This window comes from Kitasatospora purpeofusca, from assembly GCF_036010405.1.
In the GTDB taxonomy this organism is placed as follows: Bacteria; Actinomycetota; Actinomycetes; order Streptomycetales; family Streptomycetaceae; genus Kitasatospora; species Kitasatospora purpeofusca.
The window spans coordinates 2974198-2990889 of record NZ_CP108561.1 but is presented as its reverse complement, the minus strand read 5'-3'; the positions used below and the strand labels follow the sequence as shown (position 1 = coordinate 2990889).

General features: G+C 74.3%; 14 protein-coding genes. 8 read left to right on the top strand and 6 right to left on the bottom strand.

Features of this window, described 5'->3' with window-relative positions; translation table 11 throughout:
- Positions 1 to 41: 41 nt before the first annotated feature.
- The 3 genes from OG715_RS12900 to OG715_RS12890 all read left to right on the top strand — a co-directional run bounded on the left by OG715_RS12900 (position 42) and on the right by OG715_RS12890 (position 3395).
- The gene (locus OG715_RS12900) at positions 42 to 908 is read left to right on the top strand and encodes a helix-turn-helix domain-containing protein (RefSeq protein ID WP_266268828.1); all 867 of its coding nucleotides are present in this window, start codon (positions 42 to 44) and stop codon (positions 906 to 908) included.
- 89 nt (positions 909 to 997) lie between these two features.
- Positions 998 to 2455 (top strand): aldehyde dehydrogenase family protein, encoded by a 1458-nt coding sequence (locus tag OG715_RS12895; RefSeq protein ID WP_266268827.1) that lies wholly within the window; start codon positions 998 to 1000, stop codon positions 2453 to 2455.
- 85 nt (positions 2456 to 2540) lie between these two features.
- A complete protein-coding gene (locus tag OG715_RS12890; RefSeq protein ID WP_266268826.1) occupies positions 2541 to 3395 on the top strand; it encodes an SAM-dependent methyltransferase in 855 nt (284 codons plus the stop codon).
- Position 3396: 1 nt separating this feature from the next.
- Here the strand turns inward: OG715_RS12890 and OG715_RS12885 are convergent, their stop codons facing one another.
- Positions 3397 to 3978: a Uma2 family endonuclease gene (locus OG715_RS12885; RefSeq protein WP_266268825.1), complete on the bottom strand. Its 582-nt coding sequence runs from the start codon at positions 3976 to 3978 to the stop codon at positions 3397 to 3399.
- A gap of 77 nt (positions 3979 to 4055) precedes the next feature.
- Between OG715_RS12885 and OG715_RS12880 the strand changes: the two genes are divergently transcribed.
- Together OG715_RS12880 and OG715_RS12875 are read left to right on the top strand one after the other, a co-directional pair.
- A complete protein-coding gene (locus OG715_RS12880) occupies positions 4056 to 4508 on the top strand; it encodes a MarR family winged helix-turn-helix transcriptional regulator (protein WP_266268824.1) in 453 nt (150 codons plus the stop codon).
- A gap of 91 nt (positions 4509 to 4599) precedes the next feature.
- Positions 4600 to 5538 (top strand): LLM class flavin-dependent oxidoreductase, encoded by a 939-nt coding sequence (locus OG715_RS12875; RefSeq protein WP_266268822.1) that lies wholly within the window; start codon positions 4600 to 4602, stop codon positions 5536 to 5538.
- Between the two features lie 10 nt (positions 5539 to 5548).
- On the opposite strand, the gene OG715_RS12870 is transcribed toward OG715_RS12875, so the two are convergent.
- Positions 5549 to 6481: an AraC family transcriptional regulator gene (locus OG715_RS12870; protein ID WP_266268821.1), complete on the bottom strand. Its 933-nt coding sequence runs from the start codon at positions 6479 to 6481 to the stop codon at positions 5549 to 5551.
- Between the two features lie 44 nt (positions 6482 to 6525).
- On the bottom strand, positions 6526 to 7452 hold the full coding sequence (locus OG715_RS12865; RefSeq protein ID WP_266268820.1) for an NADP-dependent oxidoreductase: 927 nt from the start codon (positions 7450 to 7452) through the stop codon (positions 6526 to 6528).
- A gap of 184 nt (positions 7453 to 7636) precedes the next feature.
- On the opposite strand from OG715_RS12865, the gene OG715_RS12860 reads away from it, so the two are divergent.
- On the top strand, positions 7637 to 8485 hold the full coding sequence (locus tag OG715_RS12860; protein WP_266268819.1) for a MerR family transcriptional regulator: 849 nt from the start codon (positions 7637 to 7639) through the stop codon (positions 8483 to 8485).
- A complete protein-coding gene (locus OG715_RS12855; protein ID WP_266268818.1) occupies positions 8482 to 9486 on the top strand; it encodes a BtrH N-terminal domain-containing protein in 1005 nt (334 codons plus the stop codon). Before OG715_RS12860 ends, OG715_RS12855 begins: the two co-directional genes overlap by 4 nt.
- Here OG715_RS12855 and OG715_RS12850 read toward each other — a convergent pair.
- From OG715_RS12850 to OG715_RS12840, 3 genes are all read right to left on the bottom strand, one after another.
- Positions 9458 to 9895 (bottom strand): hypothetical protein, encoded by a 438-nt coding sequence (locus tag OG715_RS12850; protein WP_266268817.1) that lies wholly within the window; start codon positions 9893 to 9895, stop codon positions 9458 to 9460. The genes OG715_RS12855 and OG715_RS12850 overlap by 29 nt on opposite strands.
- Positions 9896 to 10079: 184 nt before the next feature.
- Positions 10080 to 11909: a bifunctional metallophosphatase/5'-nucleotidase gene (locus OG715_RS12845; RefSeq protein WP_266268816.1), complete on the bottom strand. Its 1830-nt coding sequence runs from the start codon at positions 11907 to 11909 to the stop codon at positions 10080 to 10082.
- A 237-nt stretch (positions 11910 to 12146) separates the two neighbouring features.
- Positions 12147 to 12764 carry a helix-turn-helix transcriptional regulator gene (locus OG715_RS12840; protein WP_051742222.1) on the bottom strand — a complete coding sequence of 206 codons (618 nt, stop codon included), beginning with the start codon at positions 12762 to 12764 and terminating at the stop codon, positions 12147 to 12149.
- Between the two features lie 735 nt (positions 12765 to 13499).
- Here OG715_RS12840 and OG715_RS12835 point away from each other — a divergent pair.
- A complete protein-coding gene (locus tag OG715_RS12835) occupies positions 13500 to 16586 on the top strand; it encodes a helix-turn-helix transcriptional regulator (RefSeq protein WP_266268815.1) in 3087 nt (1028 codons plus the stop codon).
- Positions 16587 to 16692: the final 106 nt, after the last annotated feature.

Here is a 16692-nt window from a genome sequence, read left to right as displayed (position 1 = left end):
GGCCACGGCCGGGGGGCTGCTGACGTGCGGAGGTTGAGGCGATGAGTGCGACTCAGGCGGGTGGCGGTGCCACGGTGCGGCGTCTGCTGCTGGGGTCGCAACTGCGACGGCTCCGGGAGGCCCGCGGGGTCAGCCGGGAGGAGGCCGGGTACTCGATCCGGGCCTCCGAGTCGAAGATCAGCCGGATGGAGCTCGGCCGGGTCGGCTTCAAGGAGCGCGACGTCGCCGATCTGCTGACCCTGTACGGCGTGGACGCGGAGCCGGAGCGGGCCTCGGTGCTCGGACTGGTCCGGGCGGCCAACGCGACCTCCTGGTGGCACGGGTACGGGGACGTCCTGCCGGGCTGGTTCCAGAACTACCTGGGACTGGAGGAGGCCGCCACCGAGATCCGCAGCTACGAGGTCCAGTTCGTCCACGGGCTGCTGCAGACCGCCGACTACGCGCGGGCGGTGATCACCCACGGCGGCCATGTGACCGAACCGGCCGAGATCGAGCGGCGGGTGGAGGTGCGGCTCAAGCGGCAGCAGGTGCTGGGCGCCGAGCGGGCGCCCCGGCTGGTCGCGGTGCTGGACGAGGCCGCGCTGCGCCGTCCGTGGGGCGGTCCGCAGGTGATGCGGGCGCAGATCGACCGCCTGCTGGAGCTGACCGAGCTCCCGCACGTGGCGCTCCAGGTGATGCCGCTGGGCTTCGGTGGGCTGCGCGCGGAGGGCGGGGCGTTCTCGGTGCTGGCCTTCGACGAGCAGGAACTGCCGGACATCGTCTACCTGGAGCAGTTCACCACCGCGCTCTATCTCGACAAGCCGGCCGAGGTCTCGGAGTACGCGGGCGCGATGGACGGTCTGGTGGCGGACAGCCTTTCTCCCGAGCGGACACGAGAAGTTCTCCGCTCCGTACGCCAGGAGCTGTAGCAGGTAAGTACGATGAGGCCCGATCAGTTCTGATCGCGAACGACCGCTGGAATGTCGCGGCCGTTCCCGAACGGTATGAGAGGGATCGGATGTCGTACCTTTCCGAGTTGGCGCTGCAGTTCATCGACGGCGAGTGGCGCGAGGGCAGCGGCTCCTGGGACATCGTCGACGTCGACCCCTTCACCGGGGACAAGCTCGCGAGCATCACCGTGGCCACCGTCGACGAGGTCGACCAGGCGTACCGGGCCGCGGCGCAGGCGCAGAAGGAGTGGGCGGCCACCAACCCCTACACCCGGCGGCTGGTCTTCGAGCGCGCGCTGCGGATCCTGGAGGACCGCGAGCAGGAGATCACCCGGGACATCATGGCCGAGCTCGGCGGCACCGCCGTCAAGGCCTGGTTCGAGCTCTCCCTCACCAAGGACATGCTGCGCGAGGCGATGCAGCTGTCCCTGCGGGCCGAGGGGCGGCTGCTGCCCTCGCCGGTGGACGGCAAGGAGAACCGGCTCTACCGGCTGCCGGTCGGCGTCGTCGGGGTGATCAGCCCGTTCAACTTCCCGCTGTTCCTGTCGATGAAGGCCGTCGCCCCGGCGCTGGCGCTCGGCAACGGTGTGGTGCTCAAGCCGCACCAGGAGACCCCGGTGGTCGGCGGCACCCTGATCGCCAAGATCTTCGAGGAGGCGGGCCTGCCGGCCGGCCTGCTGAACGTCGTGATCACCGACATCGCCGAGATCGGTGACGCGTTCATCGAGCACCCGCTCGCCAAGGTGATCTCCTTCACCGGCTCCGACAAGGTCGGCCGGCACGTCGCCACCGTCGCCGCCTCCCACTTCAAGCGGACCGTGCTGGAACTCGGCGGCAACAGCGCGCTGATCGTGCTGGACGACGCCGACCTTGACTACGCCGTGGACGCGGCCGTGTTCAGCCGCTTCGTGCACCAGGGCCAGGTCTGCATGGCCGCCAACCGGGTGCTCGTCGACCGCAGCGTCGCCGAGGAGTTCACCCGCAAGTTCGTGGCCAAGGTCGCCACCCTGAAGGTCGGCGACCCGAGGGACCCGGCCACCCACATCGGCCCGCTGATCAACCCGGTCCAGGCCGACGCCCTCACCGCGCAGGTGGATCAGGCCGTCGCCGACGGCGCCACCGCGCTGCTGCGCGGCACCACCGTCGGCAGCCTGATGGACCCGGTCGTGCTCGGCGGCCTGCCGGCCGACGCGCCGATCCTGCGGCGCGAGCTGTTCGGGCCGGTGGTGCTGGTGGTCGAGTTCGACGGCGAGGACGAGGCGGTGCGGATCGCCAACGACACGCCGTTCGGGCTCAGCGGCGCCGTGCACACGGCCGACGTCGAGCGCGGGGTGCGGTTCGCGCAGCGGATCGAGACCGGCATGATCCACGTCAACGACGGGACCATCGCGGACGAGCCCGTGGTGCCGTTCGGCGGCGAGAAGAACTCGGGCGTCGGCCGGCTGAACGGCGAGTCCACGGTGGACGCCTTCACCACGGTGAAGTGGATCTCGATCCAGCACGGGCGCAGCCGCTTCCCGTTCTGAGCGAGTCCGAGGACCCGGCCGCCCCGGTGGAGGGGGCGGCCGGGTCCTCGGCTGCTGGTGTTCGACGTACCGAAGGAGTGGCGGAGTGACCGGGTTCCAGGAGATCGGCCGGGAGTGGCTCACAGGTGACGGGGAGGGCGGTGCGCGGCCGCCCGCCGACCTGCGCCCCGAAGTCCCGCACCCCGCCCGGATGTACGACTACTACATCGGCGGTAAGGACAACTTCCCGGCCGACCGGGAGGCCGCCGAGCGGGTGCTCGCGATCAGCCCGATGGTGCGGATCAGCGCGCTCGCCAACCGGGCCTTCCTCGGCCGCGCGGTGCGGCACCTCGCCGAGGACGGCATCCGCCGGTTCGTCGACATCGGCACCGGCATCCCGAGCGCCGGGAACACCCACGAGGTCGCCCAGCGGGTGCGGCCCGACGCCCGGGTGGTGTACCTCGACAACGACCCGATCGTGCTGGTGCACGGCCGTGCGCTGCTGAGCGGCACCACCCCGGAGAGCACCGCGGTGGTCCAGGCCGATCTGCGCGACCCGGCGGGGATCCTGGCCGCCCCGGAGGTCCGGCAGGCCCTGGACGCGGGCGAACCGGTCGGGCTGCTGCTGGTCGCGGTGCTGCACTTCGTCGACGAGCAGGACGACCCCTACGGCATCGTGCGCACCCTGGTGGACGCCCTGCCGCCCGGCAGCCGGCTCGTCCTCTCCCACGGGACCCTGGACTTCACCGCCACCGCCGACGCCGGCCGAGGCCCGGCCGTCTACCGCAACGCCTCCGCCCGGCTCACCATGCGCGGCCGCGAGCAGGTGCAACGCTTCTTCGACGGCCTGAAGCTCACCGACCCCGGCCTGGTCACCGCCCCCCTCTGGCGCCCCGACGCCCCCGTACAGCCCAGCGACTCCCAGGTCGGCATCTGGGCGGGCGTGGCGGAGAAGCCCTAGTTCAGGCCGTTGCGCCGGCGGGGTACCGGAGCAGCTCGGAGGTCGCGAGCTCGAAGTCGAACGGCGCCGGGACGGGCACGGCGTCGCCGAACTTCCCGGTCCACCGGCGGTGGTAGGCGCCGTTGCCGGGCTCGGAGTGCAGGGTGAGGGTGCCCTCGCGCGGGTCGATCACCAGGTAGAGCGGGATCCCCATCTGCGGGTAGTCCCGGACCTTGCCCACCAGGTCGTTCTCCGGGTTGGACGGGGAGACGATCTCGACGGCGATCACGGCCAGTTCGGCGGGGACCTGGTTGCCGCCGAGCTCGACGGTGGCGAGGGGGATGTAGGTCAGGTCGGGATTGCGGAGCTTGCCCGTGTTCGGGGAGCTCAGATCGGTGTTCTCGCTGGGCATCAGATCCCTCGGGCGATGGGCGTCGAACTGCTCGCGGACGAGCAGCAGATTGCGCTGGTGGATCACCGACGGCCCGGCCGTCACGATGATCGCGTCGCCCGAGACCTCGACCTTCCAGCCCGAGGGCGGGTTCAGGCCCTGGGCGTAGGTCAGCAGCCGGGCCTGCCGTCCGGGGATCCATGGCTCGCTCATGGGGCCATCCTCCCATTCTGGGCGTCCTTCTCCACGTGGTAGTTCGTGGTGCGAATTACGGCTGTTAGGCTGGCCGGATGGCGAAGAGCGAGGGTGGCGGCATCGGGGTGGTGGGGGCGTTGGTGCGGGCGGCGTTCCTGGTGGACGCGGTGTATGCCGAGTCGGCGCGGGAGTTCGGGTTGACGCCGCAGCAGGGGCAGTTGCTCTGCGTGCTGCTGGGGCGGTCGTACGTGATGGGGGAGTTGGGTGGCGTGCTGCGGCTGGCCAAGTCGAGCCTGACCGGTCTGGTCGACCGGAGCGAGCGCAACAGGCTGGTGCGGCGGGAGAGTTGTGAGGGGGATGCGCGGGCCGTGCGGGTGGCGCTGACGGCGGAGGGTGCGGTGCTGGCCGATCGCTTCTATGCGGAGACCTGTCGCCGGATCGACGAGCTGCCGGCCGGGCTCTCGGGTGAGGAGCGGGAGCTGCTGGGCGGGTTGCTCGGCCGGGTGGTGCTGGACAACAAGGTGCCTCCGGTGTTCGGGGAGCAGTAGGCGGCCGGAGGTCCGGAGGGGTTGAAGTTCGCGGAGCGAACTAATATGTTCGTGCTGCGAACTTCAGCTCCTTTTTGCTTCTGGGGGAACGATGAGCATCGGGAACGCGGGCGTCGTCTTCGGATTCGGAGCGCCGGGGGACCTCGCCGACACGGCGAGCCTGCTGGACGTCGTCCAGCAGGCCGACCGGGACGGGTTGGACCACTTCTCGCTGTCCGACCACCCGTACGTCGGCGGGCGGGTGGACGCGTACGCCGCGCTCGGCTTCCTGCTCGGGCGGACCGGGCGGATCAGCGGCTTCGCCAACGTCACCAACCTGCCGAGCCGTCCCGCGCCGATGCTGGCGCGGACCGTCACCTCGCTGTCCGCGCTGTCCGGCGGGCGCGTGGTGCTGGGGATGGGCGCGGGCGGGATCTGGGACCGGATCACCGACCTGGGTGTCGAGCGGCTCGCCCCCGGCGCGGCGGTGGAAGCCTTCGAGGAGGCGATCGTGCTGGTCAAGCGGCTGTCGGGGGGCGGCCCGCCGGTCACCCACGAGGGGCGGCACTACCGCGTCCGGGAGATCGAGCCGGCGCCCGTCGCCGCGCCGCCGGTGTGGACGGGCTCCAACGGCCGCAAGTCGCTGGCCGCCACCGGCCGGGTCGCCGACGGCTGGATCCCCGGCCACGCGGCGGACTGGCTCAGCGAGTGCTACCGCACCTCGCGGCCGGTCGTCGACGAGGCGGCCGCCGCCGTCGGACGCGACCCGCGCGAGGTCCGCACCGTCTACAACCTGCCCGGCCGGATCACCGACCGGCCGCTCGCCGCGACCCGTGACGCGGAGGGCAGGTGGCTCGGCGGCTCGGTGGGCCAATGGGTGGAGGAGCTGACCGGCGCGGTGCTGGAGCACGGCGCGTCCGGCTTCACCCTCTTCGCCGCCGACCACGGCTCGCCGGACCCGGTCACCCTCGGCCGGTGGGCGCGGGAGGTCGCCCCGGCGGTCCGGGAGGCGGTCGGGGGCGCGTCCGGCGGCGCGTCCGGCCAGGGCTGAGACCGGCGCCTCAGGCCGTGCGGGCCTCGCGGCGGTAGCCACCCGGGGCCAGGCCGAATTCGCGTTTGAAGGCCTTGGCGAAGGCGTACTCCGAGCCGTAGCCGGTCTTCGCGGCGACGGCGGTGAGCGGGGCCTCGGACTCGCGCAGCAGGCGGGCCGCCGTGGTCATCCGCCAGCGGGTCAGGTACGCCATCGGCGGCTCGCCGACCAGGGCGGTGAAGCGGCGGGCGAACGCCGCCCGGGAGAGGCCGGCCCTGCCCGCCAGCGACTCCACCGTCCACGGCGTGGACGGTGCCTCGTGGATAGCGGTGAGCGCCGGTGCTACCGCCGCGTCCCCGAGCGCCGCCGCCCAGCCGGCCGCCGTGGCGGGCGGCTGCTCCTCGAACCAGGCCCGCAGGATGTACAGCAGCAGCGAGTCGATCAGCGCCGGGACGATGCCGACCGAGCCGATCCTCGGGTTCTCCAGTTCGGCGCCGAGGAGTTGGACGGCCGCGCTCAGCTCGGGGTGGCGGCCGTGCCGGGTCTGCAGGTGGACGATCTCCGGCAGTTGCCGCACCAGCGGGTGCGGGCGCGCCTGGTCGAGGTGGTAGTTGCCGCACAGCAGGCTGGTGCGCGGCCCGTCCCCGCCGACGGTGACGGTGCCGATCGGCAGGCTCGGCCGGAACTGCGAGGGCTGCTCGGGGACGGCCGGGGTGTCCGGCCGGTCGGCGAGGACGTGCCCCCGGCCGTCCCGCAGGAAGACCACGTCCCCCGGGCTGAGCGCGATCGGCTCGGCCGTGTCGTCCTCCAGCGGCACCAGCCAGCACGTCCCGTAGAGGACGACATGGAACCCGGCGCCGGCGACCGGGGGCAGCCGCAGTCCCCACGGGGCCCGGCCCTCGGTGCGGACGGAGGCGGGCTGCCCCGTCCGCATCGAACCCAGCGCCTCGGTCAGGATGTCCATGCCGCCTCCCCCGGTCGGTACGTGCTCCACCGGAACCCTACGGCTCAGGCGACGGTGAGGACGATCTTGCCCTGGGTGCGGCCGGTGGCGATCAGCTCGTGCGCCTTGCCGGCCTCCTCCAGCGGGAAGGTCTCGGCGATGTGCGGCCGGATCCGGCCCTCGTCGACCAGCTTGGCGATCGCCTCCAGCGAGGCGTAGTCCGGCTCCACCGAGATGCCGGCGAACCGGCGGCCGGCGGCCTCGACCTCGGCGGCGAGCGCGGTGTTCCAGTGCTCCATGATCGAGACCAGTACGCCGCCCTCGCGCAGCACCTCCAGCGAGGCGGTGCCCTGAGAGGAGGAGTCGAGCACCACGTCCACCTGGCCGACCGCCGCCAGGAAGCCCTCGGTCCGGTAGTCGATCACCTCGTCCGCGCCCAGGCCGCGCACGAAGTCGTGCTTCGGCTCGCTCGCCAGGGCGATCACGTACGCGCCGCGGGCCTTGGCGATCTGGACCGCGAGGTGGCCGACGCCGCCCGCCGCGCGGTGGATCAGCACCCGCTGCCCCTCGGACAGGCCCGCCGCGTCCACCAGGCCCTGCCAGGCGGTGAGCGCGGCCAGCGGCAGCGCGGCCGCCTCGACGTGGTTCAGCGCGGCGGGCTTGCGGGCCACCTGGCGGGACGGCACCGCGACGTACTCGGCGTACCCGGTGGCGGCCCGGGGGAAGAACGGCAGGCCGAACACCTCGTCGCCGGCCTTGAACCGGGCACCCGGCCCGGCCACCTCGACGACGCCCGAGATGTCCCAGCCGACACCGAAGGGCGGCTCGCCCAGCAGCGGGTAGGCGCCCGAACGGACCGCCACGTCCACCGGGTTGACGCCGCTGGCGTGGACCCGGACGAGCACCTCGCCGCCGCGCGGGGCGGGCCGGTCGGTCTCGACGACCTCCAGGACCTCGGGGCCGCCGACGGACTTCTGGACAACTGCGCGCATGGGACTGCTCCTTGTTGCGAGGTGTGCTGCTCTCGGTGACGTGATCAACGGTAGGCAGGCCGGGCGCGCGGCTGAATATCCTGCGGTCTCGGGAAGATGTCCCAGCGTCTCGCCGGCCGGTGGTCCGGGCGGGAGCGCCACCCGCGGTGGACCCTCCCGCGGCGGGAGGGTCCACCATGGCGGCGTGCGCGAACAGGACGAACTCCTCACCATCGGGCGCTTCGCCCGGCTCTGCCGGCTGAGCGTCAAACAGCTCCGCCACTACGACGACACCGGACTGCTGCCGCCGACCCGGGTCGACCCCGCCACCGGCTACCGCTACTACGCCGCCGACCGGGCCCGCGACGCCCTGACCGTCGCCCTGCTGCGCGAACTCGACGTGCCGCTCGCGGTGATCGCCGCGACCCTGGCCGGCGACGGGGCGGACCGGGCGCGGCTGCTGCGCGCCGAACGCGACCGGGTCGCCGAGCGGATCACCCGCGACCGGGCCCGGCTGGAGCTGCTGGAGCGGCTCGCGGACGGCGGCGGACTGCCCGGCTACGAGGTCGCCGAGGACCGGGAGCCGGAACGGCGGCTGGCCGTCGTCCGGGCCGTGACCGGGCCGGCCGGGCTGGGGGAGCGGGTCGGCGAGTGCGTCGGCCGGCTGCTGGCGCAGTTGGACGGGGTGGCGTGGCGGCCGCCGCTGTGGGGGCTGTTCCCGCTGGACCTCGGGGAGGGGATGCGGATCGCGGTGGGGGCCGAGGCGCCGCCGCTCCCGGCCGGTCCGGAGGCGCCGGAGCGGCCGGTCCTGCCGGGCGGGCCGGAGCGGCCGGTGCTGCCGGGCGGGCCGGTCCTGGCGACCGTGCACCACGGCTCGTACGCCCAACTGCCACTGGCGTACCACGCGTTGCTGGCGGCGGTGCACGAGCGCGGGCTGCGGCCGGTGCCGCCGGTCCGCGAGGCGTACCTGGTCGGACCGGGTGAGGCCGCGGCGGAGGAGTGGATGACCAGGCTGGTCGTCCGGGTCGAGGAGCGAGTGGAGGGCGGATCATGACGGAACCGCACTGGAGCACGGGCGGTGGCGTGCACTGCGAGACGACGGCGCTGGGCGTGCTGCTGCGGCACGAGGGCATCGAGCTGTCGGAGCCGATGCTGTTCGGGCTCGGCGCCGGGCTGTCCTTCGTCCACTGGGACGGCAAGGGGCTGGACTTCCCCTTCCTCGGCGGCCGGTCCAAGCCGTTCGCGCCGACCCGGGCCCTGGCCGCCCGGCTCGGGCTGGAGCTGGACGTCCGGGAGACCGGCTCGGCCCGCCGGGCCTGGCAGAACGTGGCCGACGGGCTCGCCGCCGGTCGACCGGTCGGACTCCAGCTGGACTGCTACCACCTGGAGTACTTCACCGCGAGGACCCACTTCGGCGGGCACATGGTCGCGATGCTCGGCCACGACGCGCACGACGCCCACCTGGTCGACACCGCGCAGCAGGGCGGCGCCGTCCGCACCGGTCTGGCCTCGCTCGCGGCGGCGCGCGCCGAACGCGGCCCGATGACCGCCCGCAACCGCTCCTTCACCCTCGCCCGGCGCGGCGAACTCCCCGAACTGCGCGAGCTGTTGGCGCCCGCCATGGCCGACTGCGCGGAGGCGTTCCTGAACCCGCCGATCGCGAACCTCGGCCACCGGGGGATCGCCAGGGCCGCCGCCCTGGTGCCGGGCTGGCTGACCCGCGCCACCGATCCGGGCCGCCAACTGCCGCAGGCCGCGCGCATGATGGAGCTGGCGGGCACCGGAGGGGCGCTGTTCCGCAACCTGTACCGGGACTTCCTCGGCGAGTGCGCCGAACTGCTCGACGACGCCCGGGCGCGGGCCGCCCGCGACCGCTACGCCGAGGCGGCGGCCGGATGGACCGAGGTGGCCGCCCTGGTCGCCGCGGCGGGGGAGAGCGGGGACGCGGCGCACCTGGCGCGGGCCGGTGCGCTGCTGGCGGAGCTGGCCCGGATCGAGCGGGAGGCGATGACGGAGCTGGTACAGCTCAGGAGTTGGCGCTCAGGTCGCCGATGAGGGCGAGGGGGCGGCCGGACCGCCGGCAGTGCCACCAGGCCCGCTCCCCGTCGTCCGGGTCCGGCGCCGGCACCAGCAGGTGGACGTGGCCGGGGCAGGTCGGCCACTGGAGTAACTCGTAGCCGGTGACGTGGTCCTGCACCTGTTCGGCGACCAGCGCGGTGAGCGGCCCGGGCGGCAGGTAGGGGTCCACTTCGAGGGTGTACCGCAGGCTGAGGGTGCTGCCGAGGCCGAGCAGGAAGCCGGACCAGGGCTCCTCGGAGAGCTCCCAGCGGGCGCCGTCCGGCAGTCGGGCGCCGGCGGGCAGGTGCCGCAGGTCCCGTCCGACCCGGGTGCAGGGGGTGCGGAACTCGGCCGGCACGTCGGGCGGGGGCGGGGCGTCCAGGGGCCAGGTGGCGATGGTCCGCATGCGGGCCAGGCTACCGGCGGGGGAGCGGACCGGGGAGAGGGCGGGAGAGGGAGCGGGGAGAGGGAGCGGGGAAGGGCAGGGGGAACAGCCCCCGGGGTACGGGCCCCGGGGGCTGTTCCGGCCGTGCGGGCCGGGCCTGCGGCTCCGGCCGTGGGACCGGGCTTCCGGCCGTGGGCCGGACCGGTCAGAAGACCGGCTGGCCGGCCCGGACCAGGCGCCAGGACTCGGCGGCGAAGTCGGCCGGGTCGATGACGCCCTTCGCCTTCACCCAGGCGATCATCGCGTTGCGGATCTCGTCCGAGTTGGCCCACACCTTCTGGGCGGCCGCGACGTGCGGGAAGTTGCCGCCGCCGTTGGCGCGGTAGTTGTTCACCGCGAGGACGAACTGGGCGGTCGGGTCGATCGGACGGCCCTCGAAGCTCAGGTTGACGATCCGCGAGCCGACCGGCTGGGCGACGTCGATGTCGTACGAAACGCCGTACACCGAGTCGTAGTTGTAGTCCGGGGTGTTCTGGGCGTTGGTCAGGGTGGCCTTGTCGACCGGCGCGCCCGGGGCGAGCTGGTTGTAGTACTTGGCCGAGAACTCCAGGTAGTCCTTGATCTGGGCGCCCGTCAGGATCCGGGCCTCCAGGGTGTTCTCGTAGATGTACAGGCCGGCCGCGTCGCGCAGCTTGACCTGGCCGGCCGGGATGACGGCGCTGCGGTTGAACGGCGCGGCCTGGGCGAGCACCGGCAGCTTGGCGTACTGGCCGCCGGCCAGCGCGTCGCGCACCACGTCGGCCTGGACCCGGCCGATGAGGTCGATGATCGGGGTGTCCTTGAACGGCGCGTCGGCGATGGACAGCGCGACCTTGGCGGTGCCGATGACCTGGTTGACGTACTCGACGACCTTCTTGTGCTGGTCGGTCATCAGGTCGACGATCTCCGGGTCCTCCGGCACGGTGTTGGAGTTCAGCACCCGGGAGGAGAGCGAGACGACCTTCCACGCGCCGCCGTCGTACTCGACCTCGAAGTCGAAGCAGGTCAGCCGCTGGCCCCAGCACAGCGGCTCGGACAGCACGACGGTCTTCCCGGTCTCCTTGTTGACGACCAGGCGCTGCGGGATCTCCTTGTGGGCGTGGCCCACCAGGACGGCGTCGATGCCGGGCACCTGCTCGGCCAGCGCGACCGAGACGTTCTCCGCCCAGGGCAGCTGGTCGCCGTAGGAGGTGGCCTCGTCCATGCCGGAGTGGCAGGCGACCACGACGACGTCCGCGCCGGCGGCCTTGACCTTCGGCACCCAGATCTTCGCCGTCTCGACGATGCCCGGGAAGGTCATCTTGCCGGCGACGTTCGCCTTGTCCCAGATCGCGATGCCCGGGTTGGTCAGGCCGACGATGCCGACCTTCAGCGCCGGGCCGGCGTTGCCCAGCTTCACCTTGCGGATCACGTAGGGCGGGAAGGCCGGCTTGTCGTTGCGGGCGTTCAGCGCGTTGGCGCCGAGCAGCGGGAAGTCCAGCTGCTCCTCGTAGGCGCGCAGGGTGTCGATGCCGTAGTTGAACTCGTGGTTGCCGAGCGCGGCGGCGGTGTACTCCATGGTGTTCATGGCGAGCGCCATCGGGTGCTCGGGCGCGGTGTCGGCCTCGGTGGCGATCGGCTCGACCCGGGCGTAGTAGTAGGTCAGCTGGGTGCCCTGGATGGTGTCACCGGCGTCGATGAGCAGGCAGCGGTCCCAGCCCTTCTCCTCGCGGACCTGCTTGGCCAGCGTGGAGATCTTGGCGAGGCCGACCTCGTTGTGCGCCTTGTCGGCGTAGACGGCGTCGGTGAAGTAGTCCCAGTTGAGCACCCGGCCGTGGAGGTCGGTGGTGCCCATGACGGTGAAGGCCTGGCGCTTGGTCCGGCCCTTGGCGCGGGCCTCGTCCGGTCCGGCGGCCGCCGCGGGGGTGGCGGAGGCGAGGGCTCCACCGCTCACGAGGGCGGCGCCGGCGGCGGTGGCGGCGGACCGGGTGACGAAGTCACGGCGGTTCAGGGGCATGGACGACTCTCCCGGTGGGGACGGCGGCAACGGACCGTCAACGACGGCCGGGATCGCCGCCGGTGACGGCGGGCAGGCGCGTTGACGCGCGTAGAAGTACGCGCGTAGAAGTCTGCCGTGCGCTCCCCTCCGGCGGATAGTCCCCGGACCTTTCCAACAGGTGAGATCTTGGCGACTCGTTCGTGACCCGGGCGGGCGGGTACCGCACCCGCCCGCCCGGACCACTGCCGGTAGTCCCTAGATGTAGCCCTCGCGCACCGCGTGGGCCACCGCGTGCGCCCGGTTGCGCAACTGCAGCCGGGTCGTCAGGCCGTGCAGCACGTTCTTCACGGTGCGCTCGGAGTACGACAGCCGGGCCGCGATCTCCCCGGTGTCCCACCCCTCGGCGACCAGCCGCAGCACGTCCGACTCACGCTCCGACAGACCCGTCGGCGCCTGGCCCGGCATGCCCTGGACGGACCGCTGCAGCCGACCCACCTGGGCGATCAGCCGCCCCTGGAGGTCGGCCGGCAGGTCGCCGTCGCCCCGGGCCGCGGCCAGCACCGCCCGGCCGAGCCGCTCCGGTGTCGCCTCCCGCCGCCACAGGATCGCCGCCACCCCGCACTCGACGGCCTCCATCAGCTCCGTCTCGCGCAGCCGCTCGACCACCAGCACCACCCGCTGACCGGCGCCGCGGACCAGCCGGCGCAGGGCCGCCGTCGCGGCCGCGTCGGCGGACTCGGCGACCAGCACGGTGACCGTGCCCGGACCGGCCGCGCCGCTCGGGTCGACCACCGCGACCCCGGGGAAGCGGCGCAGCTGCGCCTCCGCCCCGGCGCGGGAGAGCGGATCGGCGGCCTGGACGGCGACCGGCACCGTCGAGCTTCGGGCCGTCGCCGCGGCGACCGCCCGCCCGGCCCCGGCCGCACCGCGGACGGCGACGGCGGCCTGGGGGTGGACGGACGGGTGGACGGCTGCCGCGGCGGTACCGACGGCATGGGTGTTCGTGGTGACCGAGCGGGACGCCGTCGGGCGCTGCGGCGGGACCGTGCGGGTGGCGGACGCCGACCCGGACGACCCCACCGCGGTGCCCCGGCGGTCGTACTCGGTGTGCAGAACAGTCAAATCTGGCCCCCTCCTGGAGAAGCCGGCCCGGCCACCCGGCGGACCCCGAACGTCAGGGCGTGGCGCCCCACCCGGGCAGGCCGACCGTTTCGACGGCGATCCGGGAGCGCTGCCCGTGCCCCGGAATCAACCACCATGCTTCCCGGCCGGGCAGCCTCCCGGCCATCGTGGTCCACCACGAGATCGGGCCCGCCGAGTGGTCCCCGCCGATCGGGGGAGGCAACGTTTTCGACCCCCCAGGTGGTCTGGAACACGGGAGAGGTGGGTCGAGGAGCCGCCGGAACGCCGCGAAACCGTCGAATCGGACAGCCGGAGCGACCCGGAGCGGACCGGAGCGGCCCGGGCGGGAAAGTCCGTCCGCGGCGCGGAAACCTGACTCGCCAGTAACGCGTGGTTAGGACGTCAAGCCGTTTTCCCGGTAGAACGACAGGCAGTGCCCGTTCGGACACCGACGAAGATCCGGGAAGGGCAAAGAGGAGCACCTGAATGAGCACCGCCACGTCCACCCGGCTCGTGGACCGCGAACCGCACCTGCGGCTGATCGCCGACCGGGCCGCCGGAGCCCGCCGCGGCACCGGCCACGTCCTGCTGCTCACCGGCGCCGTCGGCACCGGCCGCACCGCGCTCCTCGCCGAGGCCGCCCGCCGCGCCGCCGCCGACGGCACCACCGTGCTGCGCGCCCGCTGCTCCGCCGAGGAGGCCGCCACCCCCTACGCGGCCGCCCGCCAGCTCTTCGACACCGGCCCGACCCCCGCCGGACCCTACGTCCACACCGCCTGGGCCCCCCGGACGGCCTCCGCCGGCCCCGCCGAGGCCGCCGCCGGCCTGGAGCCCGACACCGCCGAGTCCACCCTCTGGTCCCTGCTGCGGCTGCACGGCACCCACCACCCGCTGCTGCTCGCGATCGACGACATCCACCTCGCCGACGAGCCCTCCCGCCGCTGGCTGCGCCAGGTCGCCCGCCGCATCGACCGCCTTCCCGCCCTGCTGATAGCCACCGAACGCCGCCAGGCCACCCTCACCGGCGGGACCGACCGCTTCGCCCGCGACCTGCCGCCCGAACTCGCCACCACCCTGCGGCTCGCCCCGCTCGGCACCCCGGCGGCCGTCCTGCTCACCGGACAGCGGCTCGGACCCGGCACACCCCCCGGCCTGGCCGCCGACTGCGCCCGCGCCACCGGGGGCAACCCGCTGCTGCTCACCGCGCTGCTCGCCGACCTCGCGGCGGCGGACGGCGGGCACGGCGGGGACTGCGGGGACGGCACGAGCGGCGGGAGCGTCGCCGCCGCGCCCGACGGGACCCCGGCCGGAACGCTCCCGCCGACCCTCCCCGAGCAGTGCGGCGCCCTCCCCGGCGGCGCCTTCGCCGAAGCCGTCGAGACCTGGCTGCACGGCGCCGGCGAACGCGCCGTCACCGCCGCCCGGGTCCTCGCCCGGATGCGCGAGCACCCCGCCGCCGACACCGCCCCCGCCCCCGGCACCCCGCCGCTGGACCCCGTCCCCCTGCTCGCCCACCTCGCCGCCGCCGACCCCGGCCGCCTCACCGGCTGGCTCGCCGACCTCACCGCCCACCACCACCTCCACACCCCCGACGCCGGCCACTGGCCCCGCTTCGCCCACCCCCTGCTCGCCGACGCCGTCCTCACCGGCCACGCCCCCGGCCACCGCGCCGACGTCCACCTCGCCGCCGCCGAGCACCTCCACCACGCCGGCGCCCCCGACGAACTCGTCGCCGGCCACCTCCTGCTCACCCCCGCCCCCGCCCCCCACTGGGCCGCCGACACCCTGCGCCGCGCCGCCCGCGGGGCCGCCGACACCGACCGCCCCGCCGACGCCGTCGCCCTGCTGCGCCGCGTCCTCGCCGAACCCCTCAGCGACCGCCGACGCGGACTCCTGCTCTCCGAACTCGGCAGCCTCGAAGTCACCCTCGGCCCCGCCGAACGCACCATCGGCCTGCGCCACCTCGCCGAGGCCGTCCACCTCCAGCAGACCGACGAAGGCGTCTTCCGCGCCGCCGGAACCCTCGGCGCCGTCCTCGCCACCCGCGGCGACACCGCCGCCGCCATCGAACTCATGGACGAGCTGGCACACCGCTTCGCCGACCAGGAGGACGTCCTGCACGCCGTCCAGGCCGCCACCGCCCAGATCGCCGCCCACGACGGCCGCAGCTGGCTCCAGGTCGTCGAAGGACTCCAGCGCCTCGCCACCCGCACCCCGCACCGGCTCGCACCGCCCGCCTACGCGCTGCTCACCGAGTTCGACGCCACCAGCGGCCTGCTCGCCGCGACCGAGGTCGGCGAACGCGTCCGCGAACTCGAATCCGCCCCCGTCGACCCGCTCTGCCGCTCCTACCTGCTGATCTCCCTCGCCACCCTCTGCCAGTGGGCCGACCGGCTCGACGAGGCCGACGAACTGGCCGTCCGCGGCCTCACCTCCTTCCGCGGCGGCCCCCTCGACCCCGGCTACCAGTGCCTGCTCAGCGTCCGCGCCGAGGCCAGGATCATGCGCGGCGAGTACCAGGCCCTGCTGGAGGACTACGCCCTCACCGCCCCCGGCTCCCCCGCCGGCACCGCGCCGCCCGGCCGGACCCCCGCCCTCCCGCCCACCCCCTGGGGCCCGCCGGGACTTCCCCGACCCTCCAGCTGGAGCACCGCCGCCGCCCCCGGCACCGCCCCGGAAGCCCGCCCCGCCGCCGAGGACACCGGCCCCGGCCGCTACGCCGAACTCCTCGGCCAGCAGAACGCCCACCTCGTCGCCCAGGCCGTCATCGCCCTCGTCGAGACCGGCCGGCTCTGGCAGGCCCACGGCCTCGCCCGCGCCGTCGCCGCCGACCGCGCCCGCGACTCCTGGGAATGGAACGAGTACCTCTTCTCCCGGGGCCTGCTCCGGCTCGCCTCCGGCGAACCCGCCGAAGCCCTCGCCGACCTCCTGGAATGCGGCCGCCGCCAGAGCGAACGCCAGGTCCACAGCCCCATCGTCACCCCCTGGCGCTCCGCCGCCGCCGAATGCCACCTCCAACTCGGCGAACCCGGCCCCGCCGTCGCCCTCGCCGAGGAGGAACTCCGCCTCGCCCGGATCTGGGGCACCCCGCGCACCGTCGGCCGAGCCCTGCGCGCCCTCGCCGCCGCCACCGGCGGCCGGCACGGCCTCGACCTCGCCGCCGAGGCCGTCCAGCTGCTGCGCACCGCCGAGATCGACACCGAACTCGTCCCCGCCCTCATCACCTACGGCCGGCTGCTCGGCGACGGCGGACGGCGCGGCGCCGCCCGACGGGCCCTGCGCGAGGCCGCCGGGCGCGCCGAACGCCTCGGCGCCGTCCGCCAGCGGGCCGCCGCGCTGGAGGCACTGCGGGTCTCCGGCGCACGCATCGGCCGCGGCGACCACGCCGGGGCCGAGGCCCTCACCGACAGCGAGCTGCGGATCTGCCGGCTCGCCGCCGCCGGGCACTCCAACGCCGAGATCGCCGCCATGCTGCACCTCGCGGTCCGGACGGTCGAGACCCACCTCACCAACAGCTTCCGCAAACTGGGGGTGCGCCGCCGCCTCGAACTGCCCGGCGTGCTGGAGGCCTGACGGGACGAACCGGACGGGGCCGGGCTGTGGACGGGGCCGGCGCGCGCCGGGCAGGCGAACGGCCCCGGTCCGCAGGGGACCGGGGCCGTACAACTCCTACCCCGAC

Coding starts and splice junctions, on each gene's coding strand:
- OG715_RS12895 (WP_266268827.1), top strand. CDS start 998: ATGTCGTACCTTTCCGAGTTGGCGCTGCAGTTCATCGACGGCGAGTGG.
- OG715_RS12880 (WP_266268824.1), top strand. CDS start 4,056: ATGGCGAAGAGCGAGGGTGGCGGCATCGGGGTGGTGGGGGCGTTGGTG.
- OG715_RS12885 (WP_266268825.1), bottom strand. CDS start 3,978: ATGAGCGAGCCATGGATCCCCGGACGGCAGGCCCGGCTGCTGACCTAC.
- OG715_RS12900 (WP_266268828.1), top strand. CDS start 42: ATGAGTGCGACTCAGGCGGGTGGCGGTGCCACGGTGCGGCGTCTGCTG.
- OG715_RS12870 (WP_266268821.1), bottom strand. CDS start 6,481: ATGGACATCCTGACCGAGGCGCTGGGTTCGATGCGGACGGGGCAGCCC.
- OG715_RS12845 (WP_266268816.1), bottom strand. CDS start 11,909: ATGCCCCTGAACCGCCGTGACTTCGTCACCCGGTCCGCCGCCACCGCC.
- OG715_RS12855 (WP_266268818.1), top strand. CDS start 8,482: ATGACGGAACCGCACTGGAGCACGGGCGGTGGCGTGCACTGCGAGACG.
- OG715_RS12850 (WP_266268817.1), bottom strand. CDS start 9,895: ATGCGGACCATCGCCACCTGGCCCCTGGACGCCCCGCCCCCGCCCGAC.
- OG715_RS12835 (WP_266268815.1), top strand. CDS start 13,500: ATGAGCACCGCCACGTCCACCCGGCTCGTGGACCGCGAACCGCACCTG.
- OG715_RS12865 (WP_266268820.1), bottom strand. CDS start 7,452: ATGCGCGCAGTTGTCCAGAAGTCCGTCGGCGGCCCCGAGGTCCTGGAG.
- OG715_RS12875 (WP_266268822.1), top strand. CDS start 4,600: ATGAGCATCGGGAACGCGGGCGTCGTCTTCGGATTCGGAGCGCCGGGG.